Genomic DNA, 22,983 nt, shown 5'->3' with positions numbered 1-22,983 from the left:
CTTTATGGGATCTGACAGGTGTGCTCACGGCAAGAGCGGTTACGACCTGTCCAACAGTCACCGTAGCGATCAGTGAATAAGGCTGCTGCAGGAGATTTACCACCAGCAATCTGAGGTGTCATATTCGCTGGAATAGATTTGCTGTCGTTGGAAAGCGCTTTTATACACTTTTTGTTTAGTGCTAATTTCATTTGTTGTTCCTTACTTTTGCGGTTAATAACAATCCTTTATTTCAATCCTTTTAACCCCCCAAACTCAAAGGGCGTACAAAAAAACTAGTTCTAGTTAGGGTGAATGTCAATTCTTTGTTTGTTTTGTGTTTATCTGTATTTCTTGTGTGTCAAAGTTTGAGTTTGACTGAACAAAAGGTTAACTTACCTGTAGTGAAGACAAAATTAAAAACAGAATTTGAACAAGGATAAGTATGCTAATGCCATTAGATATAGAAAAAAAAGAACTCATCCTGGCTATGGTAGAAAAGCTGGCTAAGCAGGTAGAGTCAGACCTAGAAATGCTAGACCGTAATGGTTTGCTCAGTGGTCTTGCTGGGCACTTATTGTTTTTATTTCGAGCGGCGAACTTTAATGATGCTTGGGTCGATGAGGAAAAATTTCATCTGGCGCTAGATAAGCTCCAAAACGAATTGGCGGAACAAACCCCGGAACTGAGTTCAGGGTTAGCTGGGCAGGCGTGGGTGCTTGAATATTTTAACCAGTATGACGACGAAGATTATGACCCTGAGCTGCTGGAGGAGATAGATCACTTCTTTGCAACGGCACTTGATTTTACTCCTTGGACGGGAGAAATTGAAATGGTGCTCGGCCTAGCTGGTTATTCACCCTATATCTCACGTCGCGCAAAGAGAACTAAACAAAGCACATTATTTGATCGGTTAGTGACGGGTTATGAATCGGTTGCTGTAGAGTTGAGTGATCAGCAGATCGCTTGGTCTCAGCCAAAACAATCCGTATATCGTTTCGATAAAGAAGATACGGAAAGTCATGAGTTTAATTTGGGACTAGCGCATGGCGTACCTGGCATTATTGCCGCACTTCTTCCCGCGCTTCAGGATCAAAAGGTAAAATTGCGCGCGCAGAAGCTAGTTATCGCGGGTTGTGATTGGCTGCTTGAACAACAAAGTCATGCAGAGGATAAGAAGGCGTGCTTTGGCTCATGTGCAGGCGACGAGCACCATTCTCGGTTAGGTTGGTGCTATGGTGACTTAACTATTGCGTTGACACTTGCAAGAGCTGGGCATGCGCTTGATAAGCCAAGGTATGTTGAACAAGCACTGGAAATCGCGTTGTTTAACGTCGATAGAGATGCAACACAAGGCCATATTAACGATGCCGGACTTTGTCATGGTTTTTTTGGGTTGGTAACCATTTATCAACTACTCAACCAAGTTGTGCCTCATCCTAAGTTACAGCAGGCCGCCTTAACTTGGCTAGATTATGGCTTAAATCAGTACCAAGAGCGTGGATTAGAGGCCTTATATTCATATAACGGTCTGGAAAAGGCACATCAGGAAGATCATAGCTTTTTAATGGGTTATTCTGGTATTGGACTTGCTTTAATTGGCGTGTTAGATGACAACCTAGATTGGGTTGATTGTTTGCTAATGAGTTAAGGAGTGACTATGTCAGCTAAAATATCAACAGATTCCTTTTTTGTATTAAGGACACCAAAGCTGCCGATTGAAACCTTGTTCAATCAACAAGATACTAATGCTATGCTGAGTGCCTGGCTCGCCACACCTGGTGTGGTGGAAGCCCTTTATGTCGCAAGTCCTTCGTTGCTCGAACGCTTAGAACAGTGGCGCGAAAAGCCAAACTCTAAACAAGGTAAAAAAGTTGCTTTAGCACTGCTGAGATATTTAATTCGGATGTCATCTCGTCCTACACCTTTTGGTCTTTTTTCGGGGATCCATACGGGTAAAATTGGCTCAGAAACTCGACTTGTGAGTGATAACGTAGAGCATGATTCCCGCAAAACTCGTTTAGATATGTTTCTATTGTCAGCTGTTCGCTCTCATTTAGCCGAAACGGAAGCAAAATCGGATAGTTTGTCCTATTTACCAAATCCTTCCCATTACTTCATAGCAGATCAGTGTCGTTATATAGAAACTTACCTCTCTGATGACTCGATGCAATATCGCCTAAGTGCAGTCGATAGTGATGAATACTTCATCACTATGTTGGAGCTTGCGAAGCAAAAGCTCAGCTTTTCTCAGTTAATTGAGCAATTTTGTCACCGCTATAACGAAGCTGAATATGATGAAGTTAGCGCCTATCTAGAAGAGCTCATTAGCGAAGGGGTGTTAATTCCTGATATTCCGTTACCTCTTACCGGTGATAGCCCCGACATCGCGCTACTTAAAGCACTGAAAACCATCGCGCCAGCAGAGATTTATACTAAGGTGGAGCAAGCAGTTAATGACCTTGCTATTATGGATGAAAAGGGACATGCAACGCCTGAAGAATATCAAACCATTTTTAATTACCTCTCTGAATTACCAGTAAAAGTTCAAGAAAACAAACTGTTTCAATCGGATACTTATCGCGCGTTTTTGCATTGCGAAATGTCACGACAAGAAGTTGCGAGAGTGAACAAGCAACTGCAATTGATTGCGAGTTTGAATCGCAGCACTAAGCAGAATCCACTTGAAAATTTTATTTCTAAGTTTAACGCGCGATTTGAAGGACAATTTGTGCCTTTGGACATGGTCTTGGATGATGAATCGGGTATCAGTGTTTCAACAGAAACTGGTTATGATGCCCCTCTTGTGGGTGGTTTGCAGTTGGGTCGAGCGAATAGCGGTCAATCTAGTTCCCCTGAATATACTGAACTGGATCACATTATTGAGCAGGCAGTTACATTGCCAAGCAATTTAGGTACAAGCTGTGTGGCTCTTACCAGTAGTGAGTTGAAACAAAGAGTTAAGGATAAAGTAGAACTTAACTTGCCACGTTCAATGGCTGTAATGTTGAGTTTATTTGAGGACGAAAAGTCTAATCCCGTATTTAAGTTCAACGGTTGTTACGGGCCGTCTGCGGCCAATCTTTTGGGTCGCTTCTGTCACCTTGATGAAACATTAAAAGAATCGGTTATTCATCATTTAGAGCAAGAACATAGTCACAGTGAAGACGTTATCTTCGCTGAAATTGTACATATGCCCGAAGGAAGACCCGGTAACGTAATTGCGAGGCCACATTTACGACAATACGAAATCGTCTTCATGGCGGACAGTTCACTTGACCCTGAATACCAGATCCCGCTAAGTGATTTATACGTTTGGGTCGAAAGCCAGCAGGTTAAACTCTGGAGTAAGCGGTTAGATAAGCGCATTATTCCTCGCTTATCCAGTGCGCATAACTTCTCTGCCAGAAGCTTGAGTGCTTATAAATTCCTTTGTATGTTGCAACATCAAGAAAGTGAAACGCCCAAGTTTTCACTGCCCTCGAGCCTAAGAAACGCAACCTATGTCCCACGTATCATGTTAGATAACCTGATTCTGCATGAGAAAACATGGCGTATTGAGCGCAAAGAGCTTGAGGCGTTGCTGGTTAATCAGAGCATCGAAGAAAATAAGCTTCAACAACTCAAAGATAAGTATTTGTTAGACGATTGGGTGAGCTTTGCTGCAGGTGATAATGTGCTAACTTTGAGTTTGAGCCAAAGTGCGATGGTAGAAGTTTTGTTGATGGAAACCAAAGGCCGTCATACGGTTGAGCTCAGTGAAGTGTTGGCATCTCAATTTGCACCACGAGTAACAGATACACAGGGTCGTCATTATACTAATGAAATCATTGTTCCTTTACTTAATGAGAGTGCAGCTTCTCACACGCACTACATTGAAAAACCGTTAGAAAATATTACGGCTACACCAATCTCTCGGCGTTTTAGTGCTGGTTCCGAGTGGCTTAGCTTAAAAATATATTCAGGTAATACTATTGTTGAGCAGCTGCTTTATGAGCAGTTATTGCCGCTTATTGAGGAAAATAGCGCATTATTCGATAAGTGGTTCTTTATTCGCTATGGCGATCCTGACTGGCATCTACGCTTACGCTTCCAAGGCAAGCCAGAAGTACTTTGTGGAGAGCTATTGCCGAAACTTAATCAGCTGTTGTCACCTATGATAGAGAGCTCTCAGCTACATAAAGTTGAATTAATGACTTATGAGCGAGAGGTTGAGCGTTACGGCGGTCCGCAGTCTATGGCTTTGATTGAAAGCTTATTTATGTTTGACAGTGAGCTTATTGCAAAAAGTTGCCAGCTTGTCGCAGAGTTTGGTGAAGATGTCCGTTGGCGCGTCGCGTTAGCTTTTACTAATCGACTGCTAACGTTATTTAGCTATGATGCTGAACAAAAGCTATCGCTAATCTCTTCATTGCGCGCAGGGTTTGGTAAAGAATTTAATGAGAGTAGTGCGCTGAGAAAGCAGCTCGGCAATCGTTATCGCGACCATCAAACACAGCTCGATGATGACTTTGCGAAGCTTAATATTTCGAACCTAGCGCAATGTGATGAGGCTCAGCAAGCTATACTTGCACTGTTAGAAGGTTGGCAAATGCAGGCTGAGCCAGTGGTGAAGGAAATTCTGACGTTAGAAAAGTCAGGTTCGCTTAACCTGAGTACACAATCATTGCTGGGCTCTCTTTTACACATGCATAACAACCGTATGTTTAAAGCCTATGGTCGAGAGCAAGAATTTGTTATTCATGATATGTTGAGACGAAAATACTTTTCTGAATCTAAAGCCTTGTAGAGTATGAAAAGGTTGGCTTGATTGCCAACCTTTTTCATTTATGAGCTATGCTGATGCTTTATTTTGCATTTTTTCACCAGCAAGCTGTGGCAGTACTCGCTCAATGAATTGTTGAAGTGGTTTAACGTGCGCTTCTATGTCAGTCCAATCCGCTTCTAAGTCCTCAATAATATGATGAGTTTCTATCACCTCACCTTGATGGCAAAGTTCAATGATGGGGTGTAAGAATTTACTTAATTCCGCGTCAGTCGCGTTGTCTTTATGCACCCGAACCTGGTTGAACGGGTCACCTTCAATTGGCGCACCAAAGTCCAATGCTATCTGCAAATGATAGTGATCACCTAGGTGAGCATGGAGGTATGGGCTCGGTAGGTGCTTGTAATACTGCGCCATACCGGTCTCAGATACTGTGACGGCATCCACCATAAAGCCATGTTGCTGCCATAGCGCGCTAGTCTCATTGATACGGCTGAGGATTGCGCTGCTAATTGCTTCTGGTGTGCCAAGGTGTTGGTCGCATGCAAGCGCGGTATCGTGATGTTTTTGCTTTAACATCTCGACTAAAGCGCGGCTATTGTATCTAAAACCATGAATAAAGCCTGAAGTTGACTTACGATATTTGGTGGATTGAGTGAGCGTGCCTGCAAAGTAAAGACCTTTCACATTAATGGATTCAAAGCTGCAATCTAGAGACGGGAAGCGGCCCTCAATCATTAAATCGGGTTTTGCGCTATCGGCAAAAATGCTGCTATCCATGGCAAACCCTGTACAACAAATGATCTCGTCATACTCTATGGTTTCTTGCTCTCCATTTGCGTGGGCATAACTAAAGTGCACGATAAAGCGGTCGTCTTGTTTCTCAATTAACTTAATGTCGGCGTCTAAGATAGCATTTTGAGATTTAAGCTGATAAGTATCTAAAATATTATTGTTTACGGCACGTAGGTCGCCAACATAGTGCGTCTTCCATGCCATGTCTAAAGGATTTGGACTACAAACATGGATTAGACTTGTAGCAGGAATAAGGTGATCAGCCGTTTCGAAAGCGGAGTTTCCTTTACCGAGAATAAGTACGCGCTTGTTTGCAAACGGGGCCAAATCAATATTTAAGTCAGAGTATTGCGTCACTAACTCAATTCCCTCGATCTTTGGAATATAAGGTTTAGGGACGCCTGTACTAACGATAACGCGAGACGCTTCATATTGATCATTACTTGTTGTAGTTACTACAAAGTGCCCAGCAATTTTTTCGATGGACTTAACATGCTGGTTATAAGCAACATTTAGCTGATTTTGGTCGACATAATGATTGAGATATTTGACTAAATTATCTGCACTTGGGAAAAAGTTTTGGTCAAAGCTTGAAAAGTTTAGGCTGTAGTCATCAGTTAAAATTGAGTTCCAGTCGTGTCGTAAGTTGAACTCAGGGTTTGTCGAACCAGTATATACTTTATTAATTGAAATCAGTTTTCGGTGAATTGGGAATGTTTCGAAAAAACATCCTGCGCGCTGACCTGACTCCAACATAAGGTAGGACAAGCCATTTTGTTTTAGATGATAAGCAGTTTGGACCCCCGCAGGGCCTGCGCCAATAATAAGATAATCAAGCATGTTTGTTGTTCCTTGTTGGTGTTGGTGCTGCAACAACTACTCTAGACAGGGTAAGGCTCCCCGCTTTCCCTATTGCAGTTATGATATTAATTTGTTGTGTAATTATTGTTTTAAAATGTGTATTAATTGTGTATTTGCAATGTTTTTTTACCAATGGTGGGATGACTGGTTCACCTTAAGTACGCAACTTGTGCATGAAGATTTATACTGATTGAGACACAATCAACGGAAATAAAAATGATGAAAAAATTCGGGCTCGCCATATTGGTGGTATTCAGCACGCTATCTTGGGCTAATGAAAAATTAAATGAAGAACTCTCGGTGTTTACACCTTATCTCGGTACTTGGCAATCGGACTTTGATGTAGCTACAGATAAGCCAAAGATGCAGGATGTGAGTCACTGGGAGCGGGCTTTAAATGGCACGGCTGTTCGTACCTTACATTCAATCAACGATGGCATGTACGGCGGAGAGTCATTAATTTTCTGGGATAAAAGTAAAAACAGTCTAGTGTTTTACTATTTTACGACGGCAGGGTTTTACACCCAAGGAACGATGGAAGTCCTGAGCCAGACCGAGTTTGTGGCATACGAAGATGTCATTAATAACAAAGATGGCATTACAAAGGTGAAATCAACCAGTAAATTTGAGAGTGGTCAATTTACGGTGTCGACACAATATTTGAAAAACGGCGAGTGGACTCAACCTGAGTCGCGTGTTTACACGAAAAGTGAGAAAGAGGTTAAATTTAAGTAAGCCTTAAAGTGCCTCCAATGAGGCACTGAACTGTGATATTTACTCTTGATTAGTAAATATCAGGGCAAGTGTGGCGACCACACGTATTGGCAACACAATGCGTTAGCCTGTCTTGGCTGAAGCGAAGCGCGCCGCCTGCAACTTGTGGAGTCATTACTGCAGGTACTGTTTGTTTGTCAGCAGATAGGGCTTTGATTTTCTTTTTGTTTAACGATAATTTCATTTCAGTATTCCTTCTAAACTAGATGCTCAGATTGAGCTACAAAAGTGGATTAACGCGAACTAATTTGTTTCGATTTTTTCGAACAAAAAAGAAACACAATTGCCAAGCTAAAACATATTGCTTACTTTTTCAACATTTTGCTTTCGAATGATTATATGATGGGATATTTGGCAACAATGAAAACGCCAAGTACCTAATAAAGTACTCAGCGTTAAAAACCAGTTAGGCCTACTTTTTGTCTAAACTTAGCGATCTTCCCTTGCGCTCGGAGCCTAACCGAGCTGCCCTAAGTGCAAGTACGTTGCTTAGTGAGGTATTGAAGGGCACCCAGTTGCCGTTTTCAAGCTGTGCTTCGATAACAAAACCCGGAATGGCGGTAAAAGCGTCGAGCTTTGCTCCAGATAGCTGTTTTGCGGCGACGACGGGAATGCGAAATTCAATTCCGGCTTGTGCTAATTTAGGTAGCTCTTGATGGCCCAAAATAGCCACGAATCGTTGCCAATCAGCCTCGCGTTGCGCCTGTAACTTTGCAGTAAAATATCCGCTAGACTGGCTGTATATACGACCGGCTTGGTAGGGTAATTCCCACTCGGCATGGTGCCATGCACGCTCTGCAAGGGCCAATAGCCGTGGATAAAGCATGTATTCGGCTTGTGCATCACTGCGCAGCATTTCACTCCATAAGTGCCCTTGGAGCCCGGCAAACTTAACCCCTTTGTTTAGTGATGAGTCGCTGTCGTTGGCTATGTAGGCGTGGTTATTGGTATTTTTCCAGATCTCTGCATGTGCAGGAAGGTTGTCTGGCATAAATTCAAACATCTTCTTGCTTTCGATAGCACGGCTTGCCCAGTGATTACCACGCTCTTCTGGGTGAGATTGATATGGAAAGTCAAAGTAGGTTACATCAGGGCTAGACAAGACCACCTGCCAGCCCTGATTGGCGAAGCGATGCGCGACCGCGTGCCCGTTTTCGCTTAATGTCGCCCAAGCATTGCTCTGTACGTTTGCTGGCATATTTGCAGCACGTACATCACCTAAACCGTCGCTCCACCCTGCAACCTGTATTCCTTTTTTATCTAGTAACTTTGCGATCCGTTCAATGAAGTAACCGTTAAAGTTGGTAAAATCTTTCACGCTTGCCTGCAATTTTTCACAAGCCGGCGACTCTAGCCAAGCACCTGCGGTTTCATCTGCACCTATATGGTAAGTGTTGAGTGGTACACCTGCACGGTCATGCAGTACTTTTACTTCGCTTAATACTTTGTCGATAAAGGTATAAGTGTTTGCAATACAGACATTTAGCGTGTTGTCGTTATAATGTTGAATGGAGCTGTAACGCGTCTTGTCAGCAGCTTCTACTAATCGATATTGCTGCGCATCCTCTGGTTTGCCTTGTGCCATCAGCTTTTTATATCGCGCCTCCATGGCGATGATTGCAGCGCGTGAGTGACCAGGCATATCTAATGAGGGTAACACCTCGATATGATGCGCCTTGGCATAGCGCAGGATCTCAATATAATCCTCTGCAGAGTAAAAGCCATTCACTTGCGCGTTTTTATCATTCCCAGCGCCTAATTGCGGCAATAGGCAGCGAGTTTCGGTCAAATCAAAGCAGCGATAAGCGCCGACAGAGGTGAGTTCGTCAAGACCGTCGATGGCTAAGCGCCAGCCTTCATCATCCGCTAAATGAAGGTGCAGTTTATTTAGCTTATACGCCGCCATCTGTTCAATGGTTTGTAAAATAAAGGTTTTGGAGCGGAAGTTGCGGGCAACATCGACGTGTAAGCCACGAAAGTCGTACCTTGGTGTATCATTAATATCCACTATGGGAATACTTAAATCATTAATATCCAACAGCCCTGCAAGGCTTTGTAGCGCATAAAATGCAGCGGCGCTGTTATTGGCTTGGATTGAGATATTATTTTCGGCGACCGTCAGTTGATAATGTGGACTTGATTGCTTATTTGGCTTTACAGCGACATTAACTACAAGTCCGTCCTTGGTGCTTTTTACCCCGAGGGTATTGAGTCGCTGTTGTGCCATGGCGATAGCCTCAGCTGAAACGCCCGAAAGTTGCAGATTAATACCGGCTGCTAGATTGAGTCGTTTATCGGACAGCACAGCCAGTTGTTTAGGTTTAGGTATTAGCCCAATTGCAGCATCAAGTGTTGGCTTCACTTGATGTTGATATAAGTATTCGCTGCCCATCCACGGCGTGTCATCTTTACTGCTGGTTTGCAGCTGGTTGAGCGTATCAAATGGCGTCAGATAAGGTTGTAGCTCAAGTCCTGTGTCGTTATCGCGCTGGGTTTGCGTGCTTTTGATCACTTGTGGGGTGAGCTTAAGCTGCGCGTCCGTTACAACATAATTTGGCATAAATTCCGAGCGCGTAACCTGAGAGTCCTTGGTATAAAAGCGCACGGTAGTGGGAGCACTTGAAAACCCACTAAACCCTGCTGCAGGCGTGATTTTGTGAATATCACCATTGATATGGGTGATGGCAAAGTTATCGCCCTCGACATGGTAAATCGGCATCAGTTGGCTAAAAAAGATAGCAAAGTCATTATTTGCTTTGGTATTTTCTTTAGCTACGCTAAAACTCAGCTCTGAGTAATAGCACTTTTGTTGTGCCTTGGGGCAGGTGCTTGGCTTGCTATCAAGCAAGGTGTACTTTACATCAAGATTTTGACCTAACCAGTTTACTGCGGTTTGGTCGAGCGCATAAAGGGGTGACGACACCCCAAAAAGTAGGGCCATAAGCCTATTAAACTTCATTGGCTAGTTCCTTGTTATCATGGTTAATTTTATTGTGTTGAAACAATCCGTATGCCCCTAAAAGTGGCGCGTGATTTAAGGTGCTTGGAATGACACGAACGGATTGATATAAAGCATTGCCAAGCAATTGCTGCATCTTTGCTTCAAGTGCAGCGTTAAAATAGTCATATGAATGCGTCACGGAGCCGCCAAGTACAATGACATCTGGATTCAGCACCATGACTATTTGCGCGAGTGCATGACCAACGTGACCGCCAAAAATCTCAAATTGTTGTAGTGCAAATGAGTCGCCACTGCGTGCTTGTTCGGCCAACCACCTCCCTTCAATTCCTTGTCGCCCAAAGAACTGTCCTGAAGCATAATCTTCAATAATTCCATCAAGATAGCTTAAATTTCCTAGCTCTCCTGCAGCACTATGGTTACCCGTATATAAATTACCGTTAAACACAAAACCGGCACCAATGCCTGTGCCAAGGCATACGCCAATTAGGTTGTTGGCATGGTGGCCACCATATAAGTATTCACCAAATGCAAAGCAGTTTGCGTCATTATGGACAACAACGGGCAATGAAAAGTGGCGTTCTAACAACCGTTTCAGAGGCACATTTTGCCAATGAGGAATATTTTGTGTTGTCAGCACGGTGCCGCTGCACACATCCAGTGTGCTTGGTACGCCAATCGAAATACCAATTGTTTCGGTCGTTAGGTTTTCTTCGATTAAACGGATAACAAAGGCATTAACTTGGTCTAAGTTGGCCTGACTAGGCACTGCATACTGGCGTACCTGCTCGACCTGAGTGTGCGCAACCGAAGCCACAAGCGCTTTGGTGCCACCCAAGTCAATACATAACAAAGAGTGATTCATCGTAATTTAACTATTTTCATTTAGAGGTTGAGACAGCGTCTTTTGACTATTGCCAAAAGTTCTATTTTTAATCAAAGGATTAGCCCATACACCAACACTCAGAATATAGCTAAGTGGCAGTAGTAACAGCAGGGCAGCAAGTTGTAAGTTGTTACTCAATTCGGCCGCAAAACCTATGATTGGAGACATAAAAGCACCGCCAATGATCCCAGTACATAAAATCCCTGTGATTGCGCCATGGCCGGTTTTGAATGAATTTAATGCCAAAGCAAAGATGACCGACCACATAATGGAGAGGAAAAATCCCACAATTGGAAAAGCAATAAGCGCCACCGTAGTGCTACCGAATAACGCACTTAGGAGCGCGATAGCGGCGCCAGAGCTGAATAAAATCAAAAGCTTTTGCGCATCAATGAGTTTAAGTAGTGCCAGTCCAAGTAAACAGCCTAAGGTTAGGCATAACCAGAATTCGCTCACCACTTTTGCGCCTTCGATGGTTGGGTCTAAGCCATGATATTGCTGCAAAAAGACGGAAATAAGGTTAGCGACGCCTTGTTCTAGCGCAACATAAGCGGCGATGGCGGCAAAAAATTTCAGTACGGTTTTATCTTTAAAAAAACCGATACTTTGTGACCTGCTCAGCTGCTGCTTTTTCTGCTCGGGTACCGCGTTAAATGGCGTAAATTGCGAGAGTAATAGCATCACGACGCTTAGGATAGCGAATACCGCATAGATACTTAGCCAGGTTTTATCTGCTGGGATAACACCAGACAGCGCTCCGCCAAATCCCTCTGCGGTGGTGACTTGAGACTGTAGTTTGCTATACACCAGAGGCGCGAGTGTTGCTGCAGCACCAAACATCAACTGCGCAAACACCGAAAGCACGGCAAAGTGTTCTGAACCACCGCTAGCGCGTAATAGTGGATTGATAGCCACTTGCAGTAGTGCCATGGCACAGCCGAGCATAAACAGTGCTACCATGGCAATGGCAAACGTTGGCATGAGCACAAAGGTCGTTGCGCCAATTGCAGCAAGGGTAAATGCGAGCTGCATAACGGTTTTTTCTCCAAAACGCTGAACTAGCAGTCCCGCTGGAATAGACATCACCCCATAAGCGATAAAAAAGGCGAACGGGAAAAACCCCGCGAGCGTTAGGCCTATGCTGTAACTTTCTATTAATGCTGGAAAAATCGCGCCTAAAATATTGGTGATAAAGGACACCGTAAAAAAGGTTGCCAATACTAAGGCAATCACTAGGTAGCTTTTTTTCATGTTGTATTTCCACCTTCATTAGAGAGCGGGTGATGGCGTGGCGATCTCGCTTGTGGGCAGACAAACAAAAAGATCAAGGGGAATCTCACCACCACCCGCAATTGGGTTATGCACGAAACGCTTGTGCTCGCTGTAATTGCTCCAGTGCTGTTGTATGGGCAGTAAAATGCTCATCACTAAGCTTCGTTAGATAGGCCTTGGCCGCTTGTTCGATATGCTGTGGTGCTTGATCAAAGGGCATTTGGCAGGTGCTATCGCGATGATCCATGCCGCCAAGTAAGCAATACCAACTGGGACGAATATAGGGAGAGTGCATCCTGTGTTGGTTGAGCCAAGCATCAAAATCACCACCGCTACGCCAGTGTGTGAGCAGCTCATCGAGCTCGTTTAAGCTCAGTGCCGCGACTTTTGCATCTTGCCAATACGGTGAATCTGCGCGCTTGCTGGTGGCGTAATGTGCCAGTACATACTCTTTAATACCGAGCACCAGCTCTGACAGTTGTTGATTGATGGCTTGTGCCTCGAGCTGTTGCGAAAGCAGCCTATTTAATAACTCAATGCTATAACCTGTGACCATCAGCGCAGTGGCTTCGAGTGGTTCAATAAAGCTCTGTGCGAGGCCAATAGCAAACACATTGCCTTCAACACTGCGTGCCATCATGCCCACTTTCATGGTGAGATGTTTGGCTTGTCCTTTATCGAGTTGCGCGGCTTGGCGTAGTTGAGCCTCAGCCTCTTCGGGAGTGGTATGTGCGCTGCTGTACACGTAACCATGTCCGGTTCTGCCTTGTAGCGGGATTTGCCAGCGCCAGCCGCACGGCATCGCGATAGCAGAAGTGCTTGAAGGTAGCGGGTTTATTTTATCGCCAGCAATCGCGACAGCTGAATCATTGAGTAACTGATCTGCAAAGGAAATAAAGGGCACTTCGAGCGTTTTCTCTATCAGTAGGGCGTTAAACCCTGAGGCATCGACGTAAAAATCGCTTTTCACCTGCTCACCTGACTCAAGTGTCAGTGCAATAATTTCTTTGGCATGATGCTGTACGCTACTCACCGTACTTTGAATATGCTTTACGCCTCGCGCTAGGCTAAATGCCCTTAACCAATCCGCAAGTTTTTGCGCATCAAAGTGATAGCCGTACTCAAGCGCCCTTGGTAATGGACACTGTGGCAGAGGTGCTTGTTGCTTGTCGGCCAGCACTGCGGCTAAGAAGTAATGTTCGGGCTTATCTATATATTCGCTACCACGACGTCTGGCGTTGGCGTTGACAAAGTAAACTTCCGCTGTTTTTGCATCCATTTCAGAGAAGAAGGGATGGAAATAGCTGCCATTGTCGCCATTCCAGTTATCAAAATAGATCCCGGTTTTATAGCTTGCTTGGCATGCGGGCATCCAATCGCGTTCTTTCACACCAAGGCTTTGCATAAAAAGCTGCAAATGTGGCGTTGAGCCTTCGCCAACGCCAATTCTGCCAATACTCGATGACTCAATCACCGTGACCGATAAATTGGGTTGATGCTTAGCAAGGTAGGCTGCGCACATCCAACCTGCGGTACCGCCACCAAGGATGGTGAGTGACTGTATTGTTTTCATAGGCAAATGACCCCAGCCGCAAGTGACTGGGGCTCCGAGGTTAGAACTTATAGCTGACGCCAAGGTAATAACGCGTACCAAATTCAATGGTGTTCTGCGTTAAGTTGTAGTTGGTGTCGTAAGATTGAATAACCTCATTGGTCAGGTTTACACCCTCTAAGCTGACATCCAGATTTTCCATTGCATGCCACACCAAAGATGCATCCCATTGTTGGTAGCTATCGTTGCGCACCGCTTGTGCTGCACCGACGCCAATCCATTCACTACGCCAGTTATAAGCGATACGTGCACTAAATTGCTCGTTTTCGAAAAATAGCGAGCCATTGAATGAGTTTTCAGATACTCCCGGCACCATTTCTTTTGCATTATCTGGTGTGGTGGTTTCACTATCCACGTAGGTGTAGTTAGTAATAAAGCCAAAGCCATTATCAAAGCTATGTTGAAGCTGCAGTTCTATCCCTGTTACGTCACCGTCTCCGTTACTACGTGGGCGTGTGACTCGGCATTGATCATACTTAGAAGGGTCGGTACCGCATCCGTCTACATATTCAATCGCTTCGGTAGAAAAGACAACGTTGTCAATTTTCTTCACAAAAACGGCTGCTGAGAGCAAGGAAGCTTCGGTAAAGTAATATTCGACACCAATATCTGCTTGGTCAGCTTCATATGGTTTAAGATTCGGGTTACCACCGGTGGCAGAACCAAAGTTGGCATCAATCGCTAGACCTGGTTTTAAGTCGTTATAATTAACTCGAGACATAACGCTAGATGCGGCCGCACGGATGATAATATCGTCGCTGTAGTCATAAGCGAAGTTGATGCTCGGTAGCCAGTTGTCGTAGTCAACCGTTTCATCGAAGGCCGTGTTATCAACATAGCCGCTGGACTGTTGTTCTGTATCCACATAGCGTAAGCCGATATTACCGCGGAAGTTTTCACCGCTGAATTCACTTTGCACATAGATAGCGAGCATATCTTCTTCGACATTGTAGGTTTTACCAAAATCTTGCTGCTCGATTAATTCACCCGCCTCATACTTGCCAGTGATAAAATCCCACCACTTATCTTCATCTAGCTTGGCGTATGAGTTAAGAATATGTCCGCCCGTTTGCGAATGAAGATTGGTAAAAATACCATCACTCCAGTTAGCTAGGCTATTACCATCAGGGACAAAACCAACAACATCCGCTGGATTTCTTTGTATTGCGATACGTGCAAATTCGTTTTTATTAACCTTCACACCCGCTTTGATGTTCTTGAAGTAATCATGCTCTAGCATCCATTTGATATCGGTTTGCGCATAACTTACCTCATGTTCTTGAATCGTAGTTTGGAAGTTTGATTCATGAGCAAATTTGAGCTGTGAGGCATCGGTTGGGTCTAGCGAGTCAAACCAAATTTGATAAGGGCCGGATGCATCGTAAGTAAAGCCGCCATCAGTACTATTTTGACCGTTAGGGAAGGCTGGATCGCCAATTTTTCCTCCCTCATCTGTTGCCGGGATCCACCAACTTGAGGAGCCAAACTGTGTACCACCATCAGATGTTGAGCGACCAATAACACCGCTAATCTCGAAAGTTTCACCGACGTATTTACCACTGAAGTTTAAAGCATCGACTTCCATGTTTACGGCGTTACGAACAGTAGGGTTGTATATAATGTTCGCGTAAGCTGGCAATATACGCGCACGCTGTGTACCGCCTGCAGTATTGTTTTGTACATCAACAGCACCTGCACCACGGGCACTTACGGTAAGAAAGTTATGGTTTACATGTGGGTTGTCAAACTCAAAGCGAAAGTAGTCTACCGCAAATTCGGTGTTATCGCTTGGTGCAAATTGCGCGGTAAGTTGCGCGCTGGTGCGCTCGCGCTCAGCTCTAAATGCTTGTGAGCCGATTGCCCAAGCGCCCACTGTAGATGCTTGTCCCGTATCTTGATCCGCCGCAAAATATTCATAGTAGCCACCAATGGACTCAATAACGTGACGGCCTGAAGTCAGGTTCTCAACAGAGTATGCTGCGAGCACACCAAATTTTTCATCGTCACTTTTCCAGCTACCTAAAAATGAGCCACTTATATCATTTTCATCATACAAGGTAGAGCGGCCCATTTCTGCTGACACCATGTAAGTGTGTGCATCTAAGTCCAGTGGTTTACGCGTGACAAGATTCACTGTACCACCCAGCGCACCTTCTTCAAGGTTTGCTTCAGGCGTTTTGTAGACGTTAACTGCCGATACTTGTTCTGCTGATAACAGCTCCATGTTAAAAGTACGCGTCGATGGACCCAAATCATACCAATCGGTACTGGCGACCGATTGGCCATTTAATAAAATACGCGATTGCTCGGGCGCGGTACCACGGATAGTAACACCACTTACTTCACCATATTGGCGGTCAACTGTAACCCCAGAAATACGCTGTAGCGCATCACCAATGTTTTTGTCGGGAAACTTACCAATATCTTCCGAGGTGATAGCATCAACAATACCATCTGCAAAGCGCTTGGTGTTCATTGAAGCTTCAAGCGAGCGGCGAATGCCCCTTACTTCAATTACTTCGACATTTTCTTTTGCGCTTTGTTCTTCGGCTAATGCTGATGGTGCAGCGGTGAGTAAAAGGGGTGATAAGGTACTTGCTGTCACGATGGCGGCAAGTTTATTCAATTTAAATTGCTTCAACTTAGTTGTTTTCATTGTTCTGCCCATTGTTCCTATTTGTTGTTGGCAGAAGCTAGGGTATCGCCTTGGGTGTTTTTTAAGCGGTATATTTCTATCTACTAATGATACTTTTCACGCTTAAATGAGAGTAATTTGACAAAAATACTTCACTGCACTTCAGGCTGTTGCTATATTTCGATAGATTAATATTGGTTGGTGATTGAATTTGCATGATATGCAACGAGGTGTAACGAGTAGTTGTTTTAAAGTTTATAACATGTCGATTTTAAATAAGTTTATTAATGTAAAAGGAAATTGCTATGCGCGCGATGTACGAGAAAGTACTACCATCTCCTGGATGTTCATGGCGTTATTGCCTGTATCAATTGCCCGAAATTCCCTTTAATTGGCACTATCATCCGGAATATGAGATCTGTTTGACGCTCAACAGTGTCGGTGTATGTCACGTGGGTGATCATATCGCCCCTTACGAAGACTTAGATTTGGTTATCCTAGGCCCTGACTTACCACATACTTGGCAGTCAAAACCGAATCCGGATCACTCCGCTCACGTTGTCCATGTTGCACAAATACCTGCGCACTGGTTGGAATCTTTAGTGGCTCAGCATCCTGAATTACACGGCTTATCTGAATTGTTAAATGCAGCGCGCCGTGGCGTCAAATTTCCAGTGGAAGTTGCACGGCAAGCGAAAAAGTGGTTTGAGCAAATCGCGGATGCCGAGCCGTTAATGCGCTTTGTGCTTTTGCTTGAAATGTTAACGCGGATGACGACATCGAACTATCAACATTTAGCCAGTAACGGCTTTCGCTTTGACGCCCGCCATGACCCCGCGAAAGACAAGTTCGACCGGGTTATTGCCTATATCTATGATAATTACACCGACAAATTAAGCGCCGATGAGCTTGCACAGCAAGTGCACATGAGCACCAATCACTTTCACCGTTTCTTTAAAAAGCGCACGGAGCGAACTGTGACGGAATTTATCAATCAGCTGCGTATTGCCAAGGCCTGTAAACTATTAATTAGTTCTGCCTCTCCCATTAGTGTGATATCGGATCAATGTGGTTTTAATAATATTTCTAATTTTAATCGTCGTTTTCAAGCATTGAAGGCGTGTACGCCCAGTGAGTTTCGTGCACGGCTGCACCAAAAGGCATTGTATTGATCTGGACGTGAGCTTGTTTATTGTGCTTTTTAATCAAAACTTCAATTCAAACCGTGAATATTTCGTAATGCTATGATATTCATGCTTATTCCTAAATATTCAACTTGGTATTTATCAAGGAATTGCCAAGAATGTGCCGGGTCGCAACAACAATAAACGAGGATGACCGTGATGACACTAGGACACTTTATAAAACAGATCCGTACACAAAAAGGCTTGAGCCAACCCCAGTTAGCGGAGCAAATGTGTGTTGAGCAAAGCTATTTATCTAAACTAGAAAACGACAAATCCGTGCCTTCTAACGAGGTATTTAGAAAGTTACTAACGGCGCTGAATTTATCCTTAGATGAGTGTATGCAAACCCTTTCAACACAAGGAAAGCGCGAAGAACTAAGCCAAATACCGGATATCGAATATTGGTATAAGCAGCATCAACAATCAAAACAAAAGCAATATAAGCAACTTGCGATATTAGCTATTTTGCTAGTGTCTCTCGGTGTCGGGTTATTTTGGAGTGGTTATAAACAGATATTTTTTAGTGAAAAACTGTTTGAATATGAATCTCAAGGTGTATTGCAAGCCGGTGAGCCCGTCGAGCTATATAGAAAGTGGCGCTTTCTCCTTGTCCCTCATAGTAGGAATAGCGATATTGAATTTGTGGAGCAAGTTAAGCTTGCCATGGCGAAACGTTTAGACAAAAAAACGGTATTTTTTTCAGGCTATAAAGGGAGCGCTTATACCGAATCGGTAACCGATGGTAGAAGGCATTATCGTTTTCAAGGCCCTAAATTTAGTGAGCGTGTAGAAAACGCCTGGCTGCAATTTGTTGGCTTATTGTGTCTCTCCGCTGGGGTTATGCTAACTTTAGTAGGTAAGCGGTTAGTTAAACCTTAGATTATCAATATAGGTGTAAGATGCAAAAACGATTATTTTTTGGTATTGGCATGGATGACGACACTCGAGCGCATATTGGCCAATGGCTGGTGGATAGTGTGAGCGCGAGTAAAGCCAATACTCAGCCGAATAATTGGCATCTTACACTGGCGTTTCTTGCTATGGTGGAGGAGTCACAAGTAGCTGAGCTTTGTGATTTTGCTAGTAGTTTATCGGTGCCTAAATTTACACTCACCTTTGGTGACTATGGCTACTGGCAGCACAATGGCATTTTTTACTTAAAGCCCGAACAAAAACCACAAGCTTTGCTTGATTTAGCCAATCCATTGCGTGCTTTTGGAGAAAAATGCGACCTCTATCACAACCCGCATCCATTCTCACCACATATCACGCTATTTCGAAATTGTAAGCCAGAACCGACTATCGATAAGCCAATTGCACCTTTCTCACTCACGGTAAAGAAGTTCTACTTATACCACTCTCACCGCAATGAAAATGGCCTGATTTATGAGCCAATAGCGTCTTTCTTCTTGAGCTGAAATGTCTATTTTGAATGCTTTTTCCAAATAGAATAGAGTGTACTGCTAAGTAAACAGCTAAATAGCAAGACAAAGATATAATTTGGCACGCCGTTATAAAGATATAACGAGAGGTTAGTTGCTAATAATAGTAATAATGCAATGTACTTCATTCAGTTTAGTTCCTATATTCTTCAAAGCTTTAATGAGAACTAATGTTTGATACATCCCCTGTTATGCCCGTTTGTAGCAGGCCTTAGCTTTTCTTAGAGTAAAAGGGTTCGAGTAGATAACAGGCTAATCCATAGGCGCAGCCGAATCCGATAGCAACAATTGGTAGCATTTGTATTTCACTAGCACCAAGCCAACTGCCAAAAATAAACACCAATGACACAACAGAAACTAGGCATATTGTTATCTTTGCGAGCACAATTAAAATATGCTGTTTCAAAGGTAAGTCGCACTTTTCCTTCCATCTCTCTTGCAGTACTACGTAAATAAAAACGAAAAACACAGGTAACAGAAACTCAATAAACTCAAACATGATTTCGTGTCCTACTAAGTAGGTCAGCTCCAGAACACGGAGCTGACCGATAGGTTAAGCGTATTTATTGTAAAGCTTCTTCGCTAATCCACCCAAAGCTGCGCCAACTAGAAAGGCAGCAACAAATCCAGCGCCATTAACTTGGGCTGTTTCCATTGTAGTTAATTCTTTCATTTTTCTATTTCCTTTTTATTTATTCTGATAACCAACCGGCTACTGCACCTATAGCTCCCCCTACAATTCGACGGCCATAACGGCGAGCGATGTATCCTGCTGGAAGTGCAATAAAAATAGGTATACCGCCATTTGTTTGTGCTGTTTCTGCTACAGTAAGCTCTCGCATAATATTGTCCTTAAGTTAATATAAATTTCAAATCGTTTCCTGTCGCTAAGTATAGAAGCATCGATATTAATCGAGTCGACTCCCGCCAGAGACTCACTCAATAAATCAACATGTCCTTGATGCGACTTGGTCAAGTTAGCATAAAAACTCGCAAGTTCAAAAACCAAGAAAATAAAATTTATTCAATAATATTAGTGGGTTATGTTTGTTTGTTATAGGGTGATAACAACTCGGTTTGCAAATCGTTATAATTGCTTGTCAACTATGTAGCCAACGCTTTAGCTTTTTAACCAAAGTTTCGAACCAAGTCAGTTGATAGCGTTTGTATTTATCGCACTTGAGGAATAGCTTTTTGGTGGCTTCGTTTCGTGCTGGGCTAATATGTAGACGGCTACACTCTTTACTTGCGTTGTGCCAATCTTGTGCGCTGACGGCTTTAATTAAATTAGGAAAGGCCAAAAATAACTTACTGGTACCAAGGTTGTAAGCCATATCCAATAGCGCAATCTTAGCGGGCGTCGGTAATAGCTGATAAGGAATGCTGCCAGTTTCTTGCTTGGCAAGAAAATGAATGAGGTACTGTTCAAATTCTTTGATTTGCTCTATAAGACATTTTTTAGACGCTTTTGGTGGCAAGGTAAGCTCGGTATATTGCGCATACCAAGAAGCCTTGTAGCCGCTGGGTTTGCCCTTAATATTACGGTATTCATCGCGCTTTTGTTGTAGGGTGGCAGAGCGTTTGGAGCGCCTATCTCGCATCGGTAATTGGCAGAATTGTTCAACACTTTGCATATGAAAACCAACACCAATCGTCGGATTGGCATTCACATCTAAGTACAAGTGCAGTACCTCGCCCTCAAATTGCAATAGATGCTGTGTTACTCGTTGGTAGAATTTATCTGCGTCGTTGAACAACTAGGTACCTCAGTGATCACTGCTTTTTCATTCGTGGTATAGCACTGTTTTAGTATAGAACAGTAGCAGGCCTCTGCCTTAAAAACCGACTTATGGGCATCAATTTTGTCCCATAATCCACGATTAAAATTGCTTTTTGGCATGGTAAAAATGTTGAAAGTGTCGCCATCTGCCAGCAAAATCTTTTGTGGCGCACTGGAAACATACCAGCCAAACTTTTTTAGATAATTGATATTCGATTCTTCATTTTGAGCATCACTAAGCGCTGCTTGATAGGCGTTAAGGTTGCAACAAGCGTCCATCAGTTCGGTAACATCAAAGTAATTTTCGCCATCAAACTCGTACTTAATGTAGTGGATTATGGCAGGTCCGGTTCCTGAATTGCGAATATCGACTCTAATCGTTGCTTGAGTGGAGTCTAAATCAAAGTTGCTATAGCTGAATTGTAGCCATGGCCAGGTTTCAGTTTTTAGCTGCTTTTCGGCTGCGGAAACTTGCTCCTGAGCAGCCTTTGCTTGCAGGTAGGTGGCGTAAAACGACGCTGCGGAAATAAACATCGCACACAGGGCTAAAATGGTGTTCATTTTAGAGCGAGAGAGTTTAAATGTCCCTCTCGCTTGTCTTGAATTATGTGGAGATGGGTTTAGGCGCTCAGTGCGTTTCTCTTCGGTCAAATCTTCAGAGTGTGAGTTGTTATTATGTTCTGACATATTTATCCAACTGATATTACGCCCTAGGGCGACAGAAATACGAGTAACGTATCGCCAATTTTCAGTCTATCTGTCGAAAGCTGATTCCATTGCTTTAGCTTAGCGACACTGACATTAAATTGTTTCGCAATGCGCCATAAACTATCGCCGTGTTTGATCTGATAGTCCAGTTGTTTGTCTGCCAAAATGGGCAAAATTAGCTTTTTTCCTGCACGAATACGGTCACTCTTTAATTGATTAAAGGCTTTTAATTCGGCGACAGTTAGCGAGTAGCGCTTTGCAATGGTGCTAAGAGAGTCTCCACGTCGAATAGTATAATGTTGCCATGTATCCGCGGGCATTTTTGGTAAGTGTGTGAGCATGGTTTGCCACTCTGACACGCGCGCTGTAGGGATGACAATATGCTCAGGGCCGCCGAGTAATGCAGGAAAACGTGCATAGCCTGGATTTAATACCTCGACTTCTTTCCAACCTTTAAGATCAGATAAAATAGCTTGTTGTTCGAGTTTAATAACGCTGATTAACGAACGATTAGGGATCTTAGGAAACTTCATTAAGTCATGCTTTAGCAGTTGTGATGCCGCAAGTAGCTTTGGTACGTAGTGACTTGTTTGGCGCGGTAGCTTCAAATGGAAAAAGTCAGTTGGTTTACCTGCTTTTTTATTTCGTTCAATGGCTGCAAGCACTCTACCTTCACCTGTGTTATAGGCGGCAATGGCATGATACCAATCACCATCAAAACGTTTGTGGAGGTATTGCAAAAAGTCCAATGCGACACGGGTCGAGTCTACGATATCTTGGCGACCGTCATACCAAGCGTTGATCTTGGCATCATAATGTTTTGCAATCAGCGGTGTGAGTTGCCACAAACCCGAAGCATGCTTGTGAGAGTAGGCCTGGGTATTAAAGTCGCTTTCAATTAGCGGCATCAATGCAAGCTCTATTGGCATATCGCGCTTTTCGACTTCTTCCACTAAGTAATAAAGTAGCGGCGCTGCACGTTCACTGATGGTATCCATATAGTTTGGATGCCTGAGATACCAATCAATCCGTTGTTTTACACGCTTATCGTCGGAATCGGCAAAGCTGAGCTGATCTTTAATGCGGAGCCATAAATCATCAGTTGCGAGCGGATCATATGGTGTTTTAACCACCGTTTTAGCTTCGTTTTTAACTGTCTCTCTTGGCTTATTTACACCAGTTTGCACGGAGTTATCTGGCGTTGGTTCATCCTGTTGAGGTTGCTGTATTTGGCTACAGCCATTTAGGAGCAGGATTGCTGCGAGTAATGGAGTGATGAGGTTTTTCATAGAGCCTTTTTTATTATCCTTTTATTATGCAGTCCAATG

At 43.7% G+C, this 22,983-nt stretch carries 19 protein-coding genes; 6 read left to right on the top strand and 13 right to left on the bottom strand.

What is annotated here, in order from left to right; translation table 11 throughout:
* Positions 1 to 2 precede the first annotated feature (2 nt).
* Entirely contained in the window at positions 3 to 191 is a 189-nt protein-coding gene (locus tag QSH61_RS18525; protein ID WP_010606994.1) for a hypothetical protein, read from the bottom strand.
* Between the two features lie 233 nt (positions 192 to 424).
* Here QSH61_RS18525 and QSH61_RS18520 point away from each other — a divergent pair, with 233 nt between their 5' ends.
* On the top strand, positions 425 to 1,630 hold the full coding sequence (locus QSH61_RS18520; protein WP_206473559.1) for a lanthionine synthetase C family protein: 1,206 nt from the start codon (positions 425 to 427) through the stop codon (positions 1,628 to 1,630).
* 9 nt (positions 1,631 to 1,639) lie between these two features.
* Positions 1,640 to 4,768 carry a lantibiotic dehydratase gene (locus tag QSH61_RS18515; protein WP_206473557.1) on the top strand — a complete coding sequence of 1,043 codons (3,129 nt, stop codon included), beginning with the start codon at positions 1,640 to 1,642 and terminating at the stop codon, positions 4,766 to 4,768.
* 45 nt (positions 4,769 to 4,813) lie between these two features.
* Here the strand turns inward: QSH61_RS18515 and QSH61_RS18510 are convergent, their stop codons facing one another.
* Positions 4,814 to 6,379, bottom strand: a complete 1,566-nt coding sequence (locus tag QSH61_RS18510; protein ID WP_206473556.1) for an NAD(P)-binding domain-containing protein — start codon at positions 6,377 to 6,379, stop codon at positions 4,814 to 4,816.
* Between the two features lie 237 nt (positions 6,380 to 6,616).
* Between QSH61_RS18510 and QSH61_RS18505 the strand changes: the two genes are divergently transcribed.
* Positions 6,617 to 7,135 carry a hypothetical protein gene (locus tag QSH61_RS18505; protein ID WP_206473555.1) on the top strand — a complete coding sequence of 173 codons (519 nt, stop codon included), beginning with the start codon at positions 6,617 to 6,619 and terminating at the stop codon, positions 7,133 to 7,135.
* Positions 7,136 to 7,184: 49 nt separating this feature from the next.
* On the opposite strand, the gene QSH61_RS18500 is transcribed toward QSH61_RS18505, so the two are convergent.
* The 6 genes from QSH61_RS18500 to QSH61_RS18475 all read right to left on the bottom strand — a co-directional run bounded on the left by QSH61_RS18500 (position 7,185) and on the right by QSH61_RS18475 (position 16,559).
* Positions 7,185 to 7,358 carry a hypothetical protein gene (locus tag QSH61_RS18500; protein WP_017218574.1) on the bottom strand — a complete coding sequence of 58 codons (174 nt, stop codon included), beginning with the start codon at positions 7,356 to 7,358 and terminating at the stop codon, positions 7,185 to 7,187.
* Between the two features lie 228 nt (positions 7,359 to 7,586).
* Positions 7,587 to 10,133 carry a family 20 glycosylhydrolase gene (locus QSH61_RS18495; protein WP_206473554.1) on the bottom strand — a complete coding sequence of 849 codons (2,547 nt, stop codon included), beginning with the start codon at positions 10,131 to 10,133 and terminating at the stop codon, positions 7,587 to 7,589.
* Complete coding sequence (locus QSH61_RS18490; protein WP_206473553.1) at positions 10,123 to 10,998, bottom strand: ROK family protein; 876 nt, start codon at positions 10,996 to 10,998, stop codon at positions 10,123 to 10,125. Before QSH61_RS18490 ends, QSH61_RS18495 begins: the two co-directional genes overlap by 11 nt.
* A gap of 6 nt (positions 10,999 to 11,004) precedes the next feature.
* Positions 11,005 to 12,270: an MFS transporter gene (locus QSH61_RS18485; RefSeq protein ID WP_206473552.1), complete on the bottom strand. Its 1,266-nt coding sequence runs from the start codon at positions 12,268 to 12,270 to the stop codon at positions 11,005 to 11,007.
* Positions 12,271 to 12,376: 106 nt separating this feature from the next.
* Positions 12,377 to 13,864 (bottom strand): tryptophan halogenase family protein, encoded by a 1,488-nt coding sequence (locus QSH61_RS18480; protein ID WP_206473551.1) that lies wholly within the window; start codon positions 13,862 to 13,864, stop codon positions 12,377 to 12,379.
* A gap of 40 nt (positions 13,865 to 13,904) precedes the next feature.
* Positions 13,905 to 16,559 carry a TonB-dependent receptor gene (locus QSH61_RS18475; RefSeq protein WP_206473549.1) on the bottom strand — a complete coding sequence of 885 codons (2,655 nt, stop codon included), beginning with the start codon at positions 16,557 to 16,559 and terminating at the stop codon, positions 13,905 to 13,907.
* A gap of 284 nt (positions 16,560 to 16,843) precedes the next feature.
* On the opposite strand from QSH61_RS18475, the gene QSH61_RS18470 reads away from it, so the two are divergent.
* From QSH61_RS18470 to thpR, 3 genes are all read left to right on the top strand, one after another.
* The gene (locus tag QSH61_RS18470; RefSeq protein ID WP_010606984.1) at positions 16,844 to 17,710 is read left to right on the top strand and encodes a helix-turn-helix domain-containing protein; all 867 of its coding nucleotides are present in this window, start codon (positions 16,844 to 16,846) and stop codon (positions 17,708 to 17,710) included.
* 171 nt (positions 17,711 to 17,881) lie between these two features.
* A complete protein-coding gene (locus QSH61_RS18465) occupies positions 17,882 to 18,604 on the top strand; it encodes a helix-turn-helix domain-containing protein (protein WP_206473547.1) in 723 nt (240 codons plus the stop codon).
* 20 nt (positions 18,605 to 18,624) lie between these two features.
* A complete protein-coding gene (thpR, locus tag QSH61_RS18460; protein ID WP_193521934.1) occupies positions 18,625 to 19,143 on the top strand; it encodes an RNA 2',3'-cyclic phosphodiesterase in 519 nt (172 codons plus the stop codon).
* A gap of 235 nt (positions 19,144 to 19,378) precedes the next feature.
* On the opposite strand, the gene QSH61_RS18455 is transcribed toward thpR, so the two are convergent.
* From QSH61_RS18455 to QSH61_RS18435, 5 genes are all read right to left on the bottom strand, one after another.
* Entirely contained in the window at positions 19,379 to 19,666 is a 288-nt protein-coding gene (locus QSH61_RS18455; protein WP_193521935.1) for a hypothetical protein, read from the bottom strand.
* Positions 19,667 to 19,859: 193 nt separating this feature from the next.
* Complete coding sequence (locus QSH61_RS18450) at positions 19,860 to 20,009, bottom strand: hypothetical protein (protein WP_206473545.1); 150 nt, start codon at positions 20,007 to 20,009, stop codon at positions 19,860 to 19,862.
* Positions 20,010 to 20,267: 258 nt separating this feature from the next.
* Positions 20,268 to 20,924, bottom strand: coding sequence for a lysozyme family protein (locus QSH61_RS18445; RefSeq protein ID WP_206473543.1), 657 nt, complete (start codon positions 20,922 to 20,924; stop codon positions 20,268 to 20,270).
* Positions 20,888 to 21,634 (bottom strand): hypothetical protein, encoded by a 747-nt coding sequence (locus tag QSH61_RS18440; protein ID WP_206473541.1) that lies wholly within the window; start codon positions 21,632 to 21,634, stop codon positions 20,888 to 20,890. Before QSH61_RS18440 ends, QSH61_RS18445 begins: the two co-directional genes overlap by 37 nt.
* A 23-nt stretch (positions 21,635 to 21,657) precedes the next feature.
* Entirely contained in the window at positions 21,658 to 22,944 is a 1,287-nt protein-coding gene (locus tag QSH61_RS18435) for a LysM peptidoglycan-binding domain-containing protein (RefSeq protein ID WP_174170170.1), read from the bottom strand.
* Positions 22,945 to 22,983: the final 39 nt, after the last annotated feature.

This window comes from Pseudoalteromonas sp. JC3 (assembly GCF_030291895.1).
Classification (GTDB): Bacteria; Pseudomonadota; Gammaproteobacteria; order Enterobacterales; family Alteromonadaceae; genus Pseudoalteromonas.
The sequence above is the reverse complement of the archived record's forward strand: the minus strand, read 5'-3'. Positions and strand labels throughout refer to the sequence as shown.